General features: G+C 39.2%; 18 protein-coding genes. 15 read left to right on the forward strand and 3 right to left on the reverse strand.

Annotated features, from left to right (window positions below; genetic code table 11):
• Nucleotides 1–97: 97 nt before the first annotated feature.
• From hpf to ACE38V_RS19570, 10 genes are all read left to right on the forward strand, one after another.
• Entirely contained in the window at nucleotides 98–652 is a 555-nt protein-coding gene (gene hpf / locus ACE38V_RS19525; protein WP_375843924.1) for a ribosome hibernation-promoting factor, HPF/YfiA family, read from the forward strand.
• Nucleotides 653–1,088: 436 nt separating this feature from the next.
• Nucleotides 1,089–3,602 carry a preprotein translocase subunit SecA gene (gene secA, locus ACE38V_RS19530; protein ID WP_375843926.1) on the forward strand — a complete coding sequence of 838 codons (2,514 nt, stop codon included), beginning with the start codon at nucleotides 1,089–1,091 and terminating at the stop codon, nucleotides 3,600–3,602.
• Nucleotides 3,603–3,789: 187 nt separating this feature from the next.
• Nucleotides 3,790–4,900 (forward strand): peptide chain release factor 2 gene (gene prfB / locus ACE38V_RS19535; RefSeq protein ID WP_375843928.1). Its coding sequence is split into 2 segments (ribosomal slippage): nucleotides 3,790–3,861 and nucleotides 3,863–4,900, totalling 1,110 coding nucleotides; the frame shifts between segments, so codons are not numbered across the junction.
• A 451-nt stretch (nucleotides 4,901–5,351) separates the two neighbouring features.
• Nucleotides 5,352–6,212 carry a YitT family protein gene (locus ACE38V_RS19540; RefSeq protein WP_375843930.1) on the forward strand — a complete coding sequence of 287 codons (861 nt, stop codon included), beginning with the start codon at nucleotides 5,352–5,354 and terminating at the stop codon, nucleotides 6,210–6,212.
• A 51-nt stretch (nucleotides 6,213–6,263) separates the two neighbouring features.
• Entirely contained in the window at nucleotides 6,264–6,617 is a 354-nt protein-coding gene (gene cccB, locus ACE38V_RS19545) for a cytochrome c551 (protein WP_375843932.1), read from the forward strand.
• A 560-nt stretch (nucleotides 6,618–7,177) separates the two neighbouring features.
• Nucleotides 7,178–7,864: a cell division ATP-binding protein FtsE gene (gene ftsE, locus ACE38V_RS19550; protein WP_375843934.1), complete on the forward strand. Its 687-nt coding sequence runs from the start codon at nucleotides 7,178–7,180 to the stop codon at nucleotides 7,862–7,864.
• Nucleotides 7,854–8,747 carry a permease-like cell division protein FtsX gene (ftsX, locus tag ACE38V_RS19555; RefSeq protein WP_375843936.1) on the forward strand — a complete coding sequence of 298 codons (894 nt, stop codon included), beginning with the start codon at nucleotides 7,854–7,856 and terminating at the stop codon, nucleotides 8,745–8,747. Before ftsE ends, ftsX begins: the two co-directional genes overlap by 11 nt.
• 163 nt (nucleotides 8,748–8,910) lie before the next feature.
• Nucleotides 8,911–10,161 carry a murein hydrolase activator EnvC family protein gene (locus tag ACE38V_RS19560; protein WP_375843937.1) on the forward strand — a complete coding sequence of 417 codons (1,251 nt, stop codon included), beginning with the start codon at nucleotides 8,911–8,913 and terminating at the stop codon, nucleotides 10,159–10,161.
• A gap of 231 nt (nucleotides 10,162–10,392) precedes the next feature.
• Nucleotides 10,393–11,829: a S41 family peptidase gene (locus tag ACE38V_RS19565; RefSeq protein WP_375843940.1), complete on the forward strand. Its 1,437-nt coding sequence runs from the start codon at nucleotides 10,393–10,395 to the stop codon at nucleotides 11,827–11,829.
• A 218-nt stretch (nucleotides 11,830–12,047) separates the two neighbouring features.
• Complete coding sequence (locus ACE38V_RS19570) at nucleotides 12,048–13,163, forward strand: RNA-guided endonuclease TnpB family protein (protein ID WP_375843942.1); 1,116 nt, start codon at nucleotides 12,048–12,050, stop codon at nucleotides 13,161–13,163.
• A gap of 442 nt (nucleotides 13,164–13,605) precedes the next feature.
• On the opposite strand, the gene ACE38V_RS19575 is transcribed toward ACE38V_RS19570, so the two are convergent.
• The gene (locus ACE38V_RS19575; protein ID WP_375843944.1) at nucleotides 13,606–14,547 is read right to left on the reverse strand and encodes a TIGR03943 family putative permease subunit; all 942 of its coding nucleotides are present in this window, start codon (nucleotides 14,545–14,547) and stop codon (nucleotides 13,606–13,608) included.
• 12 nt (nucleotides 14,548–14,559) lie between these two features.
• The gene (locus ACE38V_RS19580) at nucleotides 14,560–15,558 is read right to left on the reverse strand and encodes a permease (RefSeq protein ID WP_375843946.1); all 999 of its coding nucleotides are present in this window, start codon (nucleotides 15,556–15,558) and stop codon (nucleotides 14,560–14,562) included.
• A 481-nt stretch (nucleotides 15,559–16,039) separates the two neighbouring features.
• On the opposite strand from ACE38V_RS19580, the gene rpsN reads away from it, so the two are divergent.
• From rpsN to ACE38V_RS19600, 4 genes are all read left to right on the forward strand, one after another.
• A complete protein-coding gene (gene rpsN / locus ACE38V_RS19585) occupies nucleotides 16,040–16,309 on the forward strand; it encodes a 30S ribosomal protein S14 (RefSeq protein WP_375843948.1) in 270 nt (89 codons plus the stop codon).
• 106 nt (nucleotides 16,310–16,415) lie between these two features.
• A complete protein-coding gene (locus ACE38V_RS19590) occupies nucleotides 16,416–17,387 on the forward strand; it encodes a metal ABC transporter substrate-binding protein (RefSeq protein WP_375843999.1) in 972 nt (323 codons plus the stop codon).
• A gap of 98 nt (nucleotides 17,388–17,485) precedes the next feature.
• Nucleotides 17,486–18,205, forward strand: a complete 720-nt coding sequence (locus tag ACE38V_RS19595; protein WP_375843950.1) for a metal ABC transporter ATP-binding protein — start codon at nucleotides 17,486–17,488, stop codon at nucleotides 18,203–18,205.
• Nucleotides 18,139–18,987 (forward strand): metal ABC transporter permease, encoded by an 849-nt coding sequence (locus ACE38V_RS19600; RefSeq protein WP_375843952.1) that lies wholly within the window; start codon nucleotides 18,139–18,141, stop codon nucleotides 18,985–18,987. Before ACE38V_RS19595 ends, ACE38V_RS19600 begins: the two co-directional genes overlap by 67 nt.
• 69 nt (nucleotides 18,988–19,056) lie before the next feature.
• Here the strand turns inward: ACE38V_RS19600 and ACE38V_RS19605 are convergent, their stop codons facing one another.
• Entirely contained in the window at nucleotides 19,057–19,662 is a 606-nt protein-coding gene (locus tag ACE38V_RS19605) for a cupin domain-containing protein (protein ID WP_375843954.1), read from the reverse strand.
• A 347-nt stretch (nucleotides 19,663–20,009) separates the two neighbouring features.
• On the opposite strand from ACE38V_RS19605, the gene ACE38V_RS19610 reads away from it, so the two are divergent.
• Entirely contained in the window at nucleotides 20,010–21,203 is a 1,194-nt protein-coding gene (locus ACE38V_RS19610) for a PDZ domain-containing protein (RefSeq protein WP_375844001.1), read from the forward strand.
• Nucleotides 21,204–21,239: the final 36 nt, after the last annotated feature.

Genomic DNA, 21,239 nt, shown 5'->3' on the forward strand with positions numbered 1-21,239 from the left:
TTTTTATAAGACTAAGTGGCCTTCGGGAAGATGAGAAATGGGATGGATTGTCCGAAGAAAGCCAGAGTATTTGTATATAAGAAGGAGGAGTTCATCTATGAATTATAACGTTCGTGGAGAAAACATTGAGGTAACTCCAGCAATTAGAGAGTATGTGGAAAAGAAGATTACTAAATTGGAGCGCTATTTTACTGAAATACCTAATGCAAATGTCAATGTGAACCTTAAGGTTTATAGTGATAAAAAGTCAAAAGTTGAAGTAACCATTCCGCTTCCACAATTGGTGTTGCGCGCTGAGGAATCTAATGAAGATATGTATGCGGCTATTGACTTAATTACTGATAAATTAGAACGTCAAATTCGTAAGCATAAAACAAAAGTAAACCGTAAATTCCGGGAAAAAGGGAATGTTAATGTTCTATTTACGAGTGGAACCGAAGATGTGGACACTCCAGCTGTTGAAGATGATCAAGATTTGGAGCTTGTTCGCCAAAAAAGCTTTGACTTAAAGCCAATGGATAGCGAAGAAGCGATTCTCCAAATGAATATGCTAGGACATAGCTTCTACGTATTCACAAATGCCGAAACGAATCGGACAAACGTTGTTTATAAACGCAAAGACGGTCGTTATGGCTTAATTGAAGCTCATTAATTGTACATTAAATTGGAATGTTCAACCCCTGCGAAAATTTCGTAGGGGTTTTTAGGTACGGCAAGTTTTCTCAAAGTTAATAAATGAGGAGTAGAACTTAGCATCCTGAATACATGCAGACTCCTGTAGGAATGTACGGGACGACGAGGAGACTTGCCGCTCGCCCAGCAACTCAGGCTGAGCAAAAAAAGCATTTAGGTGATGACCGCAAAGCCCAATTTCACAGCGCTCTCTCACATTAGTTGTCACTCTAAATCGTAAGTGGTAATATTAATACAGAATGACTCGAAAATTTATGGGAGGATTCGGCTTATTAAAAGGCGAATTTTTTTCTTTAAATAAAAGAAGGACAATCATCCAGTCCTTTTTATCCTACTTTTGCCTATTTAATGGGCTTGAAAAATTCTCTTGTATCCAATATAAAAGGAGCGTTTGTATGCTTGGAATTTTAAATAAGGTGTTTGATCAGAACAAAAAGGATTTAAAGCGTCTTGAGAAAATGGCTGATCACATTGAAGCACTTGCCTCTGAAACGGAAAAATTAACAGATGACCAATTGCGTGAAAAAACGGAAGAATTTAAAGCAAGATATCAAAATGAAGAGTCTTTAGACGATTTGCTTGTGGAATCCTTCGCGGTAGTGCGTGAAGCAGCGAAACGGGTATTAGGATTATATCCGTATAAAGTTCAGCTCATGGGAGGTATTTCCCTACATGAAGGGAATATTTCCGAGATGAAAACTGGGGAAGGTAAAACCTTAACCTCTACCATGCCTGTATACTTAAACGCACTTTCTGGAAAAGGTGTTCATGTTGTCACTGTCAACGAATACTTGGCTAGTCGTGACGCGACTGAAATGGGTGAACTTTACGAATTTTTAGGTCTAACGGTTGGCTTAAATACAAATGGCTTATCAAAAGAAGAAAAACAAGCTGCTTATGCTTGCGATATCACCTATAGCACCAATAATGAGTTGGGTTTTGACTATTTACGGGATAACATGGTTCTTTATAAAGAGCAAAAAGTGCAGCGTCCCCTTTATTATGCTGTCATCGACGAAGTTGACTCCATTTTAATCGATGAAGCCCGTACGCCTTTGATTATTTCTGGTACGGCGCAAAAATCAACATCCTTATACCATCAGGCTAATACTTTCGTTCGCATGCTGAAAAAGGATGAAGATTACACTTATGATGAGAAGACAAAGGGTGTTCAGTTAACCGAAGAAGGGATGACGAAAGCGGAAACGATCTTTGGCATTGAAAATCTCTTTGATGTTTCACACGTGACGTTAAATCATCATATTTCGCAAGCATTAAAAGCACATGCCAGCATGCACCTTGATATTGATTATGTTGTTCAAGAAGGCGAAATTATCATCGTTGACCAATTCACAGGTCGTTTAATGAAAGGTCGCCGTTATAGTGAAGGCTTGCACCAAGCGATTGAAGCAAAAGAAGGTCTAGAGGTTCAGAATGAAAGCATGACTTTAGCGACCATCACCTTCCAGAACTACTTCCGAATGTATGAAAAATTAGCCGGGATGACTGGTACTGCGAAAACAGAAGAAGAAGAATTTCGTAACATTTACAATATGAATGTTATCGTCATTCCAACGAATAGACCGATTATTCGGGATGACCGTGCTGATTTAATTTTTTCATCCATGAACGGTAAATTCCGAGCGGTTGTGGAGGATATCGCAGAACGCCATCATAAGGGACAACCGGTTCTTGTTGGTACGGTTGCGATTGAAACATCCGAATTAATCTCCAAATATTTAACGAAAAAAGGGATTCCGCATAATGTCTTAAATGCGAAAAACCATGGTCGTGAAGCAGAAATCATTGCCGATGCCGGACAACAGGGTGCCGTGACGATTGCAACAAACATGGCTGGTCGTGGTACAGACATTAAGCTTGGTGAAGGTGTGACAGAGAGAGGCGGACTTGCTGTCATTGGTACAGAACGACATGAAAGCCGTCGTATAGACAACCAGCTTCGTGGACGTTCTGGTCGTCAAGGAGACCCAGGGGTAACGCAATTCTATCTTTCCATGGAAGATGAATTAATGCGCCGCTTCGGTTCCGATAATATGAAATCGATGATGCAAAGGCTTGGTATGGATGATACGCAGCCAATTCAAAGTAAAATGGTTTCCAAAGCCGTTGAATCTGCGCAAAAACGCGTGGAAGGAAACAACTTTGATGCTCGTAAACAATTATTGCAATATGACGATGTTCTTCGCCAACAACGCGAAATTCTTTATAAGCAACGGAATGAAGTACTTGAATCAGAAAGTCTTCACGATATTGTTCAAAATATGATTTTAACCTCCATTGAGCGCAATATTAGTGCCCATGATTTGGATAATGATGAACAATTGCAAGAAACACTGGAAAACATTATTGATTATGTGGAAGGAAATCTTCTTCATGAAGGCGATATTACGAAGAAAGAATTGCTTGATAAAGACAATGAAGAAATGGTGGATCTCATCTTCGCGAAGGTCAAAGAACGCTATGATGAGAAAGAAGAGCAGCTTGGCTACGAGCAAATGCGTGAATTCGAAAAGGTTATCGTGCTTCGCTCCGTCGATTCCAAATGGACCGATCATATCGATGCCATGGATCACCTTCGTGAAGGAATCCATTTACGCGCCTATGGACAAATCGATCCTTTACGCGAATACAATCAAGAAGGCTTTGCGATGTTTGAAGCGATGATTTCCTCCATCGAGGATGATGTGGCGAAATATATCATGAAGGCAGAAATTCGCAATAACCTAGAGCGTGAAGAAGTCGCCAAAGGTCAAGCCGTGAATCCGAAAGAAGAAGGAGAAACGGTGAAGAAAAAACCAGTCCGTAAGAAAGAAAACATCGGCCGCAATGCCCCATGCCCATGCGGCAGCGGCAAGAAATACAAGAACTGCCACGGAAGATTTGAATAAAGTCGATATCGCTTAGATAAAAAAAGGGGCCGGCAAAGCTGAAATAATAGGTTTGCCGACTCTTTTTTTGGGACTTTCGCCCGTGCCCATTTTTAAAGGTTGCAATCTGAATGAGGAAACTTGATAATAAAAAACCAGACAGCAAATAAAGTAATGTTGAATATAAATATTTTTGAGGTGAATGTACATGGAATTAGTCGATATCCGCAATGAATTAGAAAAAACAGTTAAGAGATTAGCTGACTTTAGGGGGTCTCTTTGACTTAGAAAACAAAGAGGCGCGCATTGCCCAGCTTGAGGATGAAATGATGCATCCGAACTTTTGGGATGACCAGCAAAAAGCACAAACTGTTATCTCTGAAGCCAATGGTTTAAAGGATCAGGTAAACGAGTTTTATGACATGAATGAAACCTATGAAAATCTTGAACTCACTTACGAACTTGTCAAAGAGGAAAGTGACGCTGAGCTTCAGCAGGAATTAGAGGACGAAATGAGTGAGCTTGCCAATCGTCTCAACCAATTCGAATTGAATCTGCTTTTAAGCGGGGAATATGATAAAAATAATGCCATCTTAGAGCTCCATCCTGGTGCTGGCGGAACAGAATCCCAAGACTGGGGCTCCATGCTTCTGCGGATGTATACTCGCTGGGCGGAGAAAAAAGGCTTCAAGGTGGAAACGCTCGACTATCTTCCAGGTGATGAAGCAGGGATTAAGAGTGTGACGCTTGCAATCAGAGGTCATAATGCTTATGGCTACTTAAAGGCTGAAAAAGGGGTGCACCGCCTTGTCAGGATTTCTCCATTTGATGCATCTGGCCGCCGTCACACTTCCTTCGTATCCTGTGAAGTGATGCCGGAATTCAATGATGAAATCGAAATTGAAATTCGTTCAACCGATTTAAAAATCGACACGTATCGTGCAACGGGTGCAGGTGGACAGCATATCAACACAACTGACTCAGCGGTTCGAATTACCCACCTTCCAACAGGTGTCGTTGTAACCTGTCAAAACGAGCGTTCACAAATCAAAAACCGTGAACAAGCGATGAAAATGTTAACGGCAAAACTCTACCAACGCAAAATCGAAGAACAGGAGCAAGAACTACTCGAGATTCGCGGCGAACAAAAAGAAATTGGCTGGGGAAGCCAAATTCGCTCTTATGTCTTCCATCCCTATTCCATGGTCAAGGATCACCGCACCAACACCGAGGTTGGGAACGTGCAAGCAGTGATGGACGGAGATATTGATGTGTTCATTGATGCTTATTTGCGGTCGAAGTTGAGTTTGGCGGAATAATATTTAGGAAAATTTTTCCCTTACTATCGATTTTGGGTGGTAAGGGCTTTTTTTGTGGATTTTTTGGGGGGATTGTGTGTTTTTTTGTGGGGAGAACATGAAGAAGGAGTGTTCTTTATCAATAAAGCTCACCAAAATGCACCTTCCCGCCCCCAACATGAACCAACCGACTTCACACCTTCACAAATTCACCCCTTTAATACGGCAACACGCTGGCATTTACACATTTCCAATGTCCATGATATACTCACTTTCGGCATAACACGGAACGTCTTGTATGATAGGATTCTTCGGAATGCGCCGAGAAACTCCTCATAGAAAAACAATACAACATCCAAACTATCAATAAAGTAGATTACATACTCACATGCGAGTTAAAGCTAAAACGAAAGCAAAAGCTATCACATAAATTGACGTCGTGCATCATTGCAAAGGAGAGAGAGTGACAATAATGAAACGAAAACAGCGTATCTATCATCCAAAATGGGAAATGGCGTTTGAATATCTTTTCGTCTTGATCGGATCAGCCATTATAGGAATGTCTTTTAATGTCTTTTTGCTGCCGAATCGGGTGGCTTCCGGTGGGGTGAGTGGGATTAGTACGATTACTCATACGGTTTTTGGCTGGGAACCAGCGTTTGTGCAGTGGGCTTTTAATATTCCCTTATTTATTGCCGGGGTTATTTTTTTAGGAAAACATTTTGGAGTAAAAACTTTAGTCGGTACCATTTTCTTACCGTTTATTGTGTTTTTGACGAAAGATGTCGAACCATGGACGAATGATCATTTATTGGGGGCATTATTCGGGGGGATTGGTGTCGGAACGGGCTTAGGCATCGTTTTCCGTGGGAATGCCTCAACAGGTGGAACGGATTTGGCTGCGCAAATCATTAATAAATATACGGGGCTCACACTTGGAACCTGTGTAATGATGATTGACGGATTAATCGTTCTTTCAGCAGCGATTGTGTTTAACATTGAAAGTGGACTTTATGCGTTAATTGGGTTGTTTGTGACCAGCAAAACGATTGATTTGGTGCAGGTTGGCTTTGGCCATTCGAAAATGGCGATGATCATTACCGATAAGCAAAATGAAGTTCGCGATGGGATTTTGAATAAAATTAACCGTGGAGTGACAAAACTATCAGCATACGGCGGTTATACAGAATCTGAGCGCTTAGTATTGATGGCAGTAGTCGATCAATCAGAATTCACAAAATTGAAACATCTTGTAAAAACCATTGACCCTTCTGCATTTGTCATTGTCATGGATGCTGCTGAGGTGCTTGGTGAGGGTTTCAAAAGGGCATAGAGTTGGTATAATATTCATGTATTACGTTTATTATCCTGAGGGGGAGTTTATGTGAAGAAAAAACTGCTAGCATTATTAATGGGTACTTCTCTGGTACTTGCTGCGTGTGGTGGCGGGGATGACGCTGGGGAAAAGAAAGATACTAGCTCAAGTGATTCAGGCAAAACAACAACGGAAACGGCCAGTGGCGGAGATGCTGAAAAATTATTCAGCCAAAAATGTTCTAGCTGCCATGGTGCAAATTTAGAAGGTGGAGTAGGCCTAAATTTACAAAAAGTAGGGGCAAAATATTCCAAAGATGAAATTGAAAAAATCATCTTAGACGGAAAAAATGCAATGCCTGCCGGTCAATTACAAGGCGATGACGCCTCAACTGTTGCTGAATGGTTAGCTAGCAAAAAATAATATGACAAAATGAATACAAAAGAGAAGGATCAATTAGTCAACTTTTACCTACAAATCCAAAGTGACAATTGATTCCTTCTTTTTTTTGCTCAAAAATTCACTTACTAAAAATTAACATATTCTCTCATGCTGGGCTTTAATACCCTCTAACGGAAAAATGATCGATATTTATAATAAAATCATCATACAACTTTCGACCTAAAAAGCAGGATATTGGCATTTTTTATCGTATTTTATTTAAAAAAGAGGAAAATGTCGGATATAATGGTTTCTTGAAAAGAAAATGTAATATTTTTACCGACCAATTTGCAGATATATGATGTTATAATGGTTAATGTGCTGAAGTGAAGAAGATTTTGTAAGAATATGAGGAATTTTGTCGAATCGTCCTCTTATTTTTATTGTTCTATGAAAAAATGGTATATGAAATGAAATGGATTGCTTATTTTGAACCTAAATAAAAACCTTTTGCCTCGGATATCGCAACATGGACACGCTATCTTAGATTAGCGCAGTTCTTATTTACTCAAAAAACTTAAAACAAAACTTAGGTGATATGAATGATAGAAATGCAAGATGTATATAAAAAATATCCGAACGGTGTCATTGCTGCGAATGGGATTGATGTTCGGATTAAGCAGGGTGAATTTGTATATGTAGTAGGCCCTAGTGGAGCAGGGAAATCTACTTTTATTAAAATGATGTATCGTGAAGAAAAGCCGACAAAAGGAACGATTATGATCAATGGTGTGAATTTAGGGAAATTGAGAAATAATCGCGTCCCTCAGTTAAGACGTAACATCGGCGTCGTCTTCCAGGACTTTAAATTGTTGCCAACACTAACTGTGTTTGAAAATATTGCTTTTGCGCTTGAAGTTATTGAAGAGCAACCGAAGGCCATTAAACGACACGTCATGGAAACATTGGATTTAGTTGGTCTTAAGCATAAAGCAAGAATGCTGCCAACCGAGCTTTCAGGCGGCGAGCAGCAGAGGGTGTCCATCGCCCGTTCGATTGTGAATTCTCCGAAAGTCGTGATTGCCGACGAGCCAACTGGTAATTTGGATCCTGATACTTCATGGGAAATCATGAATATCTTCGAAGAAATCAACACAAGGGGTACAACGTTGGTCATGGCTACACACAACAGAGAAATTGTGAACACAATCAAGCATCGGGTTATTGCGATTGAAAGCGGTCGAATCGCACGTGATGAACAAAGAGGTGATTACGGATATGAAGGCTAGAACTCTCCGACGTCACTTTCGTGAAAGTGCAAAAAGCTTAAGCAGAAATGGCTGGATGACATTTGCGTCTGTTAGTGCCGTGACTGTGACCTTAATTTTAGTCGGCGTCTTTTTCGTCATTATGATGAATCTTAACCGCGTGGCGACAACCATCGAGGAGGACGTGGAAATCCGCGTGCACATCGATCTCACTGCTAATCAACAACAACGGGACTTATTGAGAAAGGAAATTGAGAATATCCCAGAAGTGAAGGGTGTCCAATTTTCATCCAAGAAACAGGAATTACAGCATCTGATAGACAGTATGGGAGAAGAAGGGAAAGCCTACAAGCTATTTGAGCAGGACAACCCACTAAACGATGTATTTATCGTAAAGACGAAAAATCCTACAGATACAATCAAAGTAGCGAAGCAAATTGAGAAATTCCAATATGCGGATAAGGTGAAATATGGCCAAGGGAAAGTAGAAAATATTTTCAAATCCATTAAAGTTAGCCGAAATGTTGGATTAGTGTTGATCATTGGCTTGCTTTTTACGGCGATGTTCTTAATCTCAAATACCATCAAAATTACGATTATTGCCCGCAAAAATGAAATTGAGATTATGAGATTGGTTGGCGCAACGAACGCGTTTATCCGCTGGCCGTTCTTCTTAGAGGGCCTTTGGTTAGGATTATTGGGCTCTATCATTCCAATTGCGCTTGTTAGCACCGCCTATTATTATGCCTATGGCTATTTACAGCCAAGACTGGAAGGGAACTTTATTCAGATTCTGGATTATAGTCCGTTTGTCTACCAAGTCGCTTTTTTACTAGTTGTCATGGGAGCCCTAATTGGAATTTGGGGAAGCTTAATGTCAGTAAGAAAGTTCTTAAAAGTTTAATAGGCACTAGTTTGCCTACACATAGGAAGGGGAGGCCTGTAGGAGTAGCGATTTTTCGCTTTTTTGGACAGGCTCCTTCTTTCATTTTTGTGTTAATTAAGTAGATTTGAAGGTTAGTAGAGAGTACAACGATTAACCCGTACATAATGGAAAGGAGAAATCGATGAAGAAATCAATATTAACACTATCAGTCATCGCAACATTAACAATTGGTACATTTGCAACAGGAGTTCCTACTTCTCATAAGGCATTTGCTTCTAAACAGGACGAATTAAATCAAATTAAAAATAAACGTTCAAACGTCAACTCGAAAATTGGCGACAAAAATGATGAAATTGATCAGTTAAAAGGGAAACAAGCGGATGTAAAGCAAGAAATTTCGCAGTTGAATATGACGATTCAAGATACCCAAAACAAAATTATTGAAAAGCAAGAGCAAATTGAAGATACTAATAAGGAAATTGATAAGCTTCAAAAAGATATAGACGAATTGGAAAAACGCATTGAAAAGCGTAATGAGGTTCTTAAAGAGCGCGCCCGTTCCTTCCAAGAAAACGGCGGAAATGTGAGTTACTTGGATGTATTAATGGGGGCACAAAGCTTTAGCGACTTTATTGACCGCGTTAGTGCTGTAGCGACCATCGTGGAAGCTGACCAAGATATTCTCCGTGAGCAAAAAGCGGATAAAGACCTTTTAGAGAAGAAACAAAAAGAAATTAAAGATAAATTAGCAGATTTAGAGAAACAGAATGCGGATTTGCAAACGATGAAAGATAGCCTAAATGCGAAAAAGACTGAAAAGAATAAGCTGATGTCTGAGTTAGAAGATAAAGAGGACGATGCTCATGCTGAAATGCTTTCTCTTGAAGAAGAAGAAAGTCTTCTAGCAGCACAGCAATCAGCGATTCAAAAAGCACTAGAACTTGAAAAGCAACGTCAAAGTAGTTCTTCAAGCGGTAGCAATGGAGGCGGTGGCGGTGGTTCTGTCAATAGTGCACCACATGTTTCCTCTGGAACTTTTACAAGACCAGCAGCTGGTATGATAACATCCGGTCTTGGATATCGCTGGGGAAGCTATCATGCTGGGATCGATATTGCCCAAGGTGGAACAAATCCAGTTGTAGCAGCAGCCGACGGTGTCGTTATTCAATCTTATCGTTCTAGCAGCTATGGAGAAGTCGTATTTATCTCTCACAATATTGATGGACAAGTCTATACAACGGTTTATGCTCATATGAGATCCGGTTCACGCTTAGTGAGCGCAGGACAAACGGTTCATAAGGGACAACAAATTGGAATTATGGGTAGCACCGGGGATTCAACAGGACAACATTTACATTTTGAGTTGCACCGTGGTCCATGGAACCAAGCTAAATCTAATGCGATTGACCCAAGAAGTATTGTTCCGTTTTAATCGGATATATTAAATAAAAACAGCGAAGGAAGTCGAAAAGCTTCTTTCGCTGTTTTTATTTTGCTTTAAAATCCACCTAAAAAAATTTCTGTGAAATGGAGGATGCTTTCTATTATCTTCGAGTTTCTTTCATAACTTGTCCTCTTCCTACATATATTGAACTGAATCGAAAAGCTCAATGAGAATTATTTTTTTGGTAGCCTAGATTTCAGCAAGAAATGGAGGATGCTTATGAAGCATAGATGGGTAGCCCTTATCGCCATAGGATCGCTTTTAATCGGTGCCGGGGGCATGTACACCATGTTCTCATGGATGGATTTTCAAAACGGTTCAGCAGATTTATCCGAACACAACTCTCACGCAAGCGTGAACGAAGACTTAGATAAGGTAGAAAAGGCTTATGATCTTATTGTCAATAATTATGTGGAAAAGGTGGGGGAAGACACTTTAGTCGAAGGGGCCATTCAAGGCATGTTATCAACATTAGAAGACCCATATTCCGTCTATATGGACCGAGAGATGAGTAAGCAATTTAGCGAGACGCTTGATTCCACTTTTGAAGGGATTGGAGCTGAGGTCAGCAAGGTTGATGGCAAGATTGTCATCGTCTCCCCATTTAAGGATTCACCTGCAGAAAGGGCAGGTTTAAAGCCCAATGACCAAATTTTAAAGATCAATGGGAAAAGTGTCGATGGATTAGAATTATCGGAGGCCACACTTAAAATTAAAGGAAAAAAAGGAACCAAGGTAAAGCTGCAAATTGCTCGTTCTGGATTAAATGAACCGATTACGCTTGAGATTACTCGCGACGAAATACCGCAGATTACGGTTTATTCCGATTTAAAAGAAAAGGATGGAAAGAACATTGGCTATATGGAGATTACCACCTTTTCTGAAGACACTGCATCAGAGTTTTCAAAACAATTGCAGGCTTTAGAACAAAAAGGCTTAGATGGCTTATTAATTGATGTCCGGGGAAATCCTGGAGGACTTTTATCCAGCGTGCAGGAGATTTTAAAGCAATTTGTTTCCAAGGACCATCCATACGTGCAAATCGAAAATCGCGATGGGGCAAAGAAACGCTATTTTTCCACACTTGAATCAGAAAAAGAATATCCTGTAGCGGTCCTTGTGGATAAAGGAAGTGCTTCTGCTGCAGAAATATTAGCAGGGGCTCTTCAGGAAGCAGAAGATTATAAACTTATTGGAGAAACCACCTTTGGAAAAGGAACGGTTCAGCAGGCGGTGCCGATGGGAGACGGAAGCAATATTAAATTAACCCTTTATAAATGGCTAACTCCAGATGGAAACTGGATTCATAAAAAAGGAATTAAGCCGGATATTGCAATTCAACAACCAGAAATTTATCAAACGCATCCGTTAGATATCGAAAAGCCTTTAGAAAAGGATATGAATAATGAACAGATCAAAAATGCACAGCAAATATTAGATGGTCTGGGACTTACTCCTGGGAGAAAGGATGGCTATTTTAGCGAACAAACGGAAATCGCCGTAAAGGCTTTTCAGCAGAAAAACAAGCTTCCGTTAACAGGGAAAATTGACTCAACCACAGCTGCAGCATTAGAACAAGCAGCAGTCGAAACGATGAAAAAGGAAAGCAATGATCTGCAATTGCAGACGGCATTGCGATATTTGGCCGAGGATTGACCCAGCAAAAAAATCCCCCTGTGAATGATTAATTCTTGCAGGGGGATTTTTGAGGTTAAATTTTAACAGATTTCCGAAAGAAGTCTCCCATCCTCAAGGAATACGAAGGACGTAGCCCGATGAGTAGGTGGGAGATGAATTTCGATTGGTGATAGCCAAAATCTTCCTCATTATGATACAATAGGAACAAATGTTCTAAATGTATGAGGTGAATGGATATGACTAAGCAAAATAAAGCCTTCAAATTTCGTTTATTGCCAAATAAAGACCAAGAAGTATTATTAGCAAAGACTTTCGGATGTGCCCGATTTGTCTATAATAAAATGCTGGCAGAACGACAAGAGATTTACAAAAAATACAAAGATGACAAAGATAGGCTCAAAAAACAAAAGTTTCCGACTCCTGCTAAGTATAAAGATGAATTTCCATTCTTAAAAGAAGTGGATTCATTAGCTTTAGCCAATTCACAAATTAACTTGCAAAATGCCTATAAGAATTTCTTTGAAGGTCGTACTGAATTTCCAAAGTTCAAAAGTCGAAAGAATAAGCAGTCGTACACGACTAATTTGGTAAATGGAAACATCGAATTGAAAGGCAGTTGTATCAAATTGCCTAAAATAAAGCTTGTGAAAATCAAACAACATAGAGAAATTCCTGCTGATTACAAAATAAAATCCTGTACCATTTCCAAAACAAAGTCAGGGAAATACTATATTTCTATTTTGACAGAATATGAGAAAGAGATTAAGTCTGTCATCGTTCAAAAGGTTGTTGGACTAGATTTTGCTATGGATGGTCTATATGTTGAAAGCGAACAGGGTGAGAAAGCCAATTACCCTCGTTTCTATCGACAATCATTGGACAAACTAGCTAAAGAACAGCGTATCTTATCTCACAGAAAGAAAGGTTCTGCACGTTGGGAAAAACAACGTTTGAAAGTAGCTAAACTGCAAGAAAAAACTGCAAATCAACGTAAGAACTTTCTTCATCATAATTCAAAAGAATTATCGTCAAACTATGATGCCGTTATTATTGAGGATTTAGATATGAAAGGTCTATCTAAAGCCCTGCGCTTTGGTAAGAGCGTTCATGATAATGGTTGGGGCATGTTCACTACGTTCTTAGGCTACAAACTAAAAGAACAAGGGAAACAATTAGTAAAAATTAATAAATGGTTTCCTTCTACAAAAAAATGTTCTTGTTGTGGTGCAGAAAAGCCAATGTCACTATCTGAACGCATATATCAATGCTCTTGCGGTTATGTGGCAGATCGAGACTATAATTCAGCCATCAATATCAAAAACGAAGGATTACACTTATTAGCATTGGCATAAAAATAAAAACTCTTGGAACAAGAGGGTTAGCTCGGTCATTTTTCGTTAGCTAGTAAAAGGAACGATAAGTCGAGAAGCCCCCACGACAAGCAGACCGTAAGGTTAGCTAAGTGGTGGGTAGTTCACTTTGCTGTGAAATTCCCTGAATGAACGTTAAAATCGATTCGAACTCCTTCGAGTTTTCAAATTAATAAGATTGTGTATACCATGTTCTTTCCAACTGTTATCAAGGTGATTGAAGTTATTTTAGAAAGAAAAATGGATTTAATAAATTACATACATGGTCTTGGATAACCATGTATGTAACCTTGCTTATTTCTTATCGATATTACCTTTGGTTTTTTAAAAAAATGAAAAAGAAATTGATAAAAGGGTGAAATGGAGATAATCAGTGTTTTTTTCTCCATTTCACCCTTCAAAGTTTTGATCGTTGGATCACACATTATAGTATTTTTACATTAATGGGATACAAATATGGTTCCTTTGGCTCCTTTACTTTCTTCCACTTGGTAATTTTAATGTATGGAATTTTCGTCCCTTTATAAGTGGTCGTATCTAGAACACCTTTGGCCTCTATCCATGAATTGGCTGTTAGTGATGTTGTATCTGAGAACTTTGATAAAAATCCAATGATTCCTGCATCCGCAGCACAATGAGTAATTAAAAATCGAGCAATCACCAGCTGGTTGGGTGCTAGTCCATCCTCTGAATAGATAAATCCTTTTAATTCAATTTTTCGACCTTTAAAATGATTCACATTCATACTAATTTCGTCATAGTAGCTGGAAAAGAGATCATCATTCATCACGATAGAGGGACTTTGATCTAATTGCTTGACTAATTGATCGTATTCTTCCTGCGTTAGCTCCTTTTCACCCACACGAGAAATGTCAACGAGCTTTTCGTTAATAACGGGCTCTTCTGGTGCAATTTGCTTTTCCTGGCTTTGCGGAGGTTTTTTAGCCTGTTTACTTGCTTGTTTTTGTTTTGCTAAAACCGACATCCCACCTTTTTTCTCGGCAATTGCGGCATCAAGCACCTTTGAAGGAAGCAGAAATCCAGTAAGCAATGGGAAAATAATAATGAAATAGGCAAAAGCCTTTTTGAAGGTTAACGGAGAATCTCCATGATCATGATGATGATCGCAGTCGTGGTGATGGTCTTTATGACTGCCATGTTCATGATGATGGCTCTTTTCACTCCAGATTCTTGTGATTTGGATAAAAAATAAGATCAGGAATATCACGGAGGCGTATTGACTAAGACCTTCGTATTTCGGATTGATGAATCTGGTGATTTCCCCGGAATAATGCATTTTGAATAGTAGGACGGAGAAAGAGAGCAAAATAAACGCTCTTATCGCCTGTTGAAAATGAAACTTCACGATTTTTCCCCCTTATAGAAATCGGTTAAAAAGCATTAGCATTGCAAAAATGATAGAAATTATGATAGCAAGAAGCCCAAAAACAAATTTCCAGCGAAATACACTCACCATCATGATTGTATTTTTTAAATCCATCATTGGACCTAATATGAGAAAGCCTAAAATCGCTGTAGTTGGGAAGAGACTGCTAAAGGAAGCTCCAATAAAGGCATCTGCTTCAGAGCAAAGGGATAACACATAAGCAAGTCCCATCATAATCGATAAAGATGATATGGTCCCATTTCCAGCTTCGAGCAACGTTTTCGCAGGTAAATAAGTCTGAACAAATGCAGCTAAAAAAGCGCCGAAGATTAAATATTTCCCCATATCGAAAAACTCATCAATCGAATGGATTAGCATAGACCAAAATCTTTTTGAAAATGATGCTTTTTCTGAATGGGTATGGGATTCGTTTATATGTATCGGTGAGTTTAGCTGATTTCCCTTATATAACCAACTGACGAGAAGTGAGATGATGACAGCAATCAGAAAGCCTAGTCCCATTCTCAATCCGGCCATCTTGATATTGTTTCCAAATGCCATATAGGTTGAAGCAATGACGATCGGATTGATTAAGGGGCCTGTCAGCATGAAGCCAATCGCTGCATGAAGCGGTACTCCTTTTCCAATGAGTCTGCGAACGATGGGAACAATTCCGCATTCGCAAGCAGGAAAAAGCGCTCCAACAACACAGCTCATGAGAACGGCGAAAAACTTATTTTGAGGAATCCACCGCCTGATATGCTCTTCTGTGACAAAGATTTGAATAGCACCTGCGATCAAAACCCCAATTAATACAAAGGGGAGTGCCTCTATTAAAATACTTAAAAAAATCGTATTTAAATTTAATAATGACGGATCCAGCTCGTTAAATAGTTTTATTTTGGAACTGATAGACAAAAGGATTAAAGCTAATACAATGAGGATCATACCAGAGACATCGATGATATGATTTCGGACAATGCGATACATAATTTCCTCCTAAAAATCGATATTTCTATTAAATATATGGGCTCGATAATAGAGTATGTTTGTTTCTTGAATAAAAAATGGAGTTTCTCCTAATAGTTAGGCAAAGCTATAAGAATGGATGTGAAGATCTTGAAGGATGGCCAAATCAACTTATTTGAAACAAATCGTAATAATTACGATTTGAATTGTAAAATAAAAATTTATTTTTGTAAATGAGAAGATGGGTCTAGATTGATATTTATCCGTTGTAAGGAAAAGGACAAACCCTTGATATATTAGGCCTTTTGAACGGTTATGTAGATGAGTCATTTTTATTTATTAAAAGCCGTATGAGAAGGGGAGTGACGAGAGGATCGGAAAATAAAAGAGAAAAAAAGCTTGTAAATAGGAATCATTACGTTTTATAATGAATAAGTCTATTATTGGGTAACGATCCGCTAGCCATTTGAGCTTAGTAGATGAAAACAAGGGAGGTCATTGAGTGGCAAAGAAATCAAAGATAGTAAAAGAACTGAAGCGGCAAGAGCTGGTGAGGAAATATTCCGTTCTTCGAAAGGAGCTAATCGAAAATGGGGATTATGAGGCACTAAAAAAACTTCCAAGAGATTCATCGCCAACTCGTCTAAGGAATCGATGCCAAGTAACCGGGAGACCTAGAGGATATTTAAGAAAGTTTCAAATGTCTAGAATTGCTTTTAGAGAGTTTGCACATAAAGGACAGATTCCTGGAGTGAAAAAGGCAAGCTGGTAATAAGATTGAAAAAACGAATAGGACTGATTTTAAAATCGAAATGATTACGATTTTCATAATCGTTTCGATTTCATTTTTTATAGAAAAGGAGAATAAAATGAAACGAATGAATTGGAGAACATTATTAGGTCTGTTGATGGCTTGTTTGATCGTCATTGCAGGCAGTGGGTGCAGCAGTAAAGGTGCTGACTCAAGCGAAAAGTCAAAGGAGCAGAAGAAGCCATTACATATTGTTACAACCTTCTATCCAATGTATGAATTCACCAAGAATATTGCCAAGAACAAGGCACAAGTCGATCTTTTAATTCCGGCAAATGTGGAGCCGCATGAGTGGGAGCCATCACCAAAGGATATGGCAGCGATTCAGAAGGCGGATATTCTTGTCTATAACAGTTCATATATGGAAACATGGATTTCCTCCCTGCAAAAGAGTTTGGGGAAAGACGGTCCGATTTTTCTTGAAGCAAGTAAAGGCATTTCCTTGATGGAAGGAGTAGAAGAAGATGAACATGAACACGGGGACGATGCTGAACACCATGAAAAGGAAGGGGAGCATGGTTTAGATCCGCATGTTTGGCTAAGCCCGGTTCTTGCCCAGCATGAAGTCCAAATGATTACGGAGGAGCTAATCAAGCAGGATCCACAAAATAAGGTTGATTATGAGAAAAACAGTCAAGCTTATATTCAAAAGCTGAAGGACCTCGACCAGCTTTATCGAAAGACATTACAAAACACTGCTAGCAAGGAAATCATTACACAACATGCCGCTTTTGGTTATTTAGCAAAACAGTATGGGCTCATTCAGGTTCCGATTGCCGGATTATCTCCAGAGGAAGAACCAAGTCCTTCCAAGCTTGCCGAACTCAAGAATTTTGCTAAAAAGCATCATATCAAAGTCATTTATTTCGAGGAAACGACTTCACCAAAGGTTGCACAAACATTAGCTGATGAGTTGGGAGCCAAAACAGAGGTATTAAATACATTGGAAGGCTTAAGTAAAGAGGATCAAGAAAAGGGTTTAGACTACATTGAAGTGATGGAGAATAACTTAAAATCACTGGCAAACTCTCTTAAATAAAGATTACTAGGTAAATATTTTTCAAGTCAGATAAGGGCTTCCTTAATGTTTTAGATTATGAGGAAGCTCTTCATTTCATTGGAGGAGGGAAGTAGGAGATGGAGCTTGTTTCTTTGCAAAATATTGTCTTTGGGTATGAACATACGGCTTCATTAAATGGAGTGTCCTTTCAAATAGAAAACGGGGAATTTGTTGGGGTTGTTGGCCCGAATGGAGCCTCCAAATCCACCATGCTGCGTATTATGCTTGGGCTTATCAAACCATGGACAGGCACCGTTACCGTCAGTAAAACAAATGCGGCTGGAAAAGCTCTTACCATTGGCTATGTTCCGCAGCAAATTGCTTCATTTAATGTGGGATTTCCCAGTACAGTCTATGAATTAGTCCGTTCAGGCAGGTATAAAAAAGGAAGTTGGTTCAGAAAATTAGACCAAAAGGATCGTGAGTATATAGAAAATGCTTTAAAAATGGTCGGCCTGTGGGAGCTGCGCTATCGCAAGATTGGTGAATTATCTGGGGGACAAAAGCAGAAGCTCGTTATAGCGAGGGTTCTTGCCTCGGATCCAGATTTGCTTATATTGGATGAACCGGCAACGGGAATGGATGCTGAAAGCAGGAAAGAGTTTTACAAATTTCTTTCTCATCAAGTGAAGGCCCATCAAAAAACGGTTGTGATGGTTACCCATGAACGAGATGAAGTAGAAAAATATATAGATAAATTGCTAATTTTAGAGAGAGGAGAACAGACTGGATGGACATGTTTAACCTGGAATTCATGCAGAGAGCGTTTTGGGCAGGTGGATTCATTGCCATTATAGCTCCCATTCTGGGTATCTTTCTTGTATTAAGAAGACAGGCCTTGATGGCAGATACCTTGTCGCATATTTCATTAGCTGGAGTTGCCATTGGCTTTTTTATTCAGCAAAATACAACAGTTTCAAGTATTCTTGTAGTCATATTAGGAGCTGTTGGAATTGAATACATGAGACGGGCCTATCGAGCCTATTCAGAGGTATCCATCGCGATTTTAATGACAGCGGGATTATCGTTTGCATTGGTTTTGCTAAGTATTAGTTCAGGTGGAATGTCCACCAATATCGAACAATATTTATTCGGCTCGATTGTCACGATTAGCTCAGAACAGCTTTATGTATTAGCAGGAGTCACCGCCCTTATCCTATTCTATTTCTATTTTTTCAGAAGGCCTCTGTTTTTAATGACTTTTGATGAGGATACGGCTTTTACGAGCGGCATTAATATTCATTTGCTGTCCGTATCTTTCAGTATATTGGTTGGTCTAGCCATTTCTGTGATTATCCCGATTATCGGTGTTCTTTTAGTGTCTGCATTATTGGTTTTGCCCGCTGCCTTTGCCATTCGCTTTGCTAAGGGCTTTAAGATGGTCATTGGGACGGCAATCCTTATCGCCATCATTAGTATTTATTGTGGCTTGGTTTCCTCTTATTCTTTTGGAACGCCTCCAGGTGCTACGGTTGCTTTACTATTAGTCATGATTTTAATGTTTGGTTTTATCGTGCAAAAAATGGCTGTATCGATAAAACGAAGAAAAGGGCAGAAAAATCTTTATCAATCCAATTGATTCATCCAAAATATTTTTTTTTGAAAGAAAATAGAGACAAAAAAGACATGGGTCTTCCATGTCCATTGTTTAATACCAATATGGCCAATAGGAAGGAGCGTAAGAAGACTGTGAATGCTGTTGAGCGATAGGTTGCTGAGCTGCATTCCTCTCTCTTTCGCAGCCCTTATGTGGGCCGATATAGGTTGAAGGTTTAACAGGTGCAACCGTTTGTTTCCATTGATTTTCGTCCAGACAATAGGTATGGGCCATGATATTTGCAGGAGTGAACTTCAAAATATCCGAACCTAGGATGACTTCTGGTGTTGGAGCATCGAAAATGGCTAAAAGATGAGTATTATCAACTATGGCTATTTCATAATGCCACCAGCCTTGTGGAACATTTGCCACCTGTCCTGGGGTAATGGTGTAATGGAGGACTTGTTTGGTAAATGGATTTAAAATCGACACAGTCGCAGAACCAGAAATGCAATAGACGAGTTCAGCTGCATTTTGATGATAGTGTGGTTCCACAACATTATTCGTGCTAAGGAAAATATCTAATAGAGATATATTTTCGAGCGTATTCAGTTGTTTAATACCCAAAATGTTTATATAGTTTTTACTATCTTTTATGAAAAAAGGGCTTTTATTAATGTCAAAACTGTATTGAGCCGATGGGGATGTATAATCCATTAATATTCTTCACCTCTCTTTTCAACATTTACTAATAGGCATCTTATGCACATAAATGATGATTGGTGTGATAAATAAAAAAACGATTTTAGCAATCATTTTAAGAAGATGACCTGAGTTGAGTTCTACTACCCTTCTAAATGCTAGCCACTCTTATGATGATTTTTCTCTATCAACGTATGGAACCGGAATACTGGTGACAAAAACATCTCTCCAAAGACTTTCCTAATTTTTTCGGATTTCAAAAAACTAGCAATAGGTTTTACCTATTGGTTTTGGTAAAATAGAGAGTAATAGAGTTAAAATTCGTGATCATGGAGAACCATGTGAAGAGGTTGGTGGCAAGATTGGTTCAGGAATGGCTATTGGAACTATTAAAGGGACTGGGGATGTTATTTCTTCATCCAATTTTCTATTATCTCTTTTTATTAGCTGCATTTTTCGGAGTATCTCGTGTCAAACGGGAAAGAAGAAATTTTCATATACGGGTAGAGAATGCTTATTTTGAATTGCGGCAGCTGCTTCCGCTTGGAATAGTTATTGGGCTGGTTGCATCGATTATGATTATGGCTGTCGGGTTAGTTGTGCCGGTTGCGTTTATTCTTTTAACAGCGGCCTTTACATTATTATGGGGTGCGACGACAAAGATTCGCTGGCTATCGCCGATTTATACCGTTGGATTTGCCTTTTTTGCTTTGATCTTTCTTGCTGGAAAAGATTTATCCCTTCCATTTTTTAATGGAGCCTTTAAGGATTTAGACAGGGGAATTTTTCCATCAATCGCTCTGTTATTAACACTTCTTCTCATTGGAGAGGGAATTTTGATAGTAAAGAATGGCGTCAAAGGCACTTCACCCAAGATTGTGAAAAGCAAACGGGGGTTGAGTGTTGGAGTCCATGAGGTTAAAAGATTGTGGATGGTTCCGATTTTTCTCTTAATTCCAGGTGATGCGATTTCACTGCCGTTCGGATGGTGGCCGGTGTTTTCCATTGGGGGGGAAAGCTATTCTCTTTTCCTCGTTCCTTTTGCTGTAGGCTATTATCAATTGATACAAGGAATGCTTCCAAGGGATGCAATCCGTTTTGTTGGAAAGCGGGTCATTCTCTTTGGCGGAGTACTTGCCTTGTTATCCATCGCAAGTATCTGGATTCCGCTTGTTGCCATTGCAATTGTAGCTCTAGCAATCATCGGAAGAGAATTCATTTCCTATCGTCAAAGATTATTTGAAGAAAATCTCCCGTTTTATTTTTCCAAAAAGAATTACGGTTTAATGATTCTCGGGATTATTCCGGATTCCCCAGCATATAAAATGGGATTAGAGGTTGGCGAATTAATTAGCAAGGTGAATGGCACCATTATTCACGATGAAAAAAATTTCTATGAATCCCTGCAAAAAAACCGTGCTCACTGTAAGTTAGAAATCCTCGATGTGAACGGTGAGGTCCGCTTTGTCCAACGTGCATTATATGAAGGAGATCATCATGAATTAGGGATTCTCTTTGTGCAAGACGATAATAAGTGGGGAAATGAAGCGGTTTGATGTAAATTTTCATAGACTTCCAGAATGAAAGCATAT

It is taken from the genome of Cytobacillus sp. Hz8 (genome assembly GCF_042263505.1).
GTDB lineage: Bacteria > Bacillota > Bacilli > Bacillales > Cytobacillaceae > Bacillus_BE.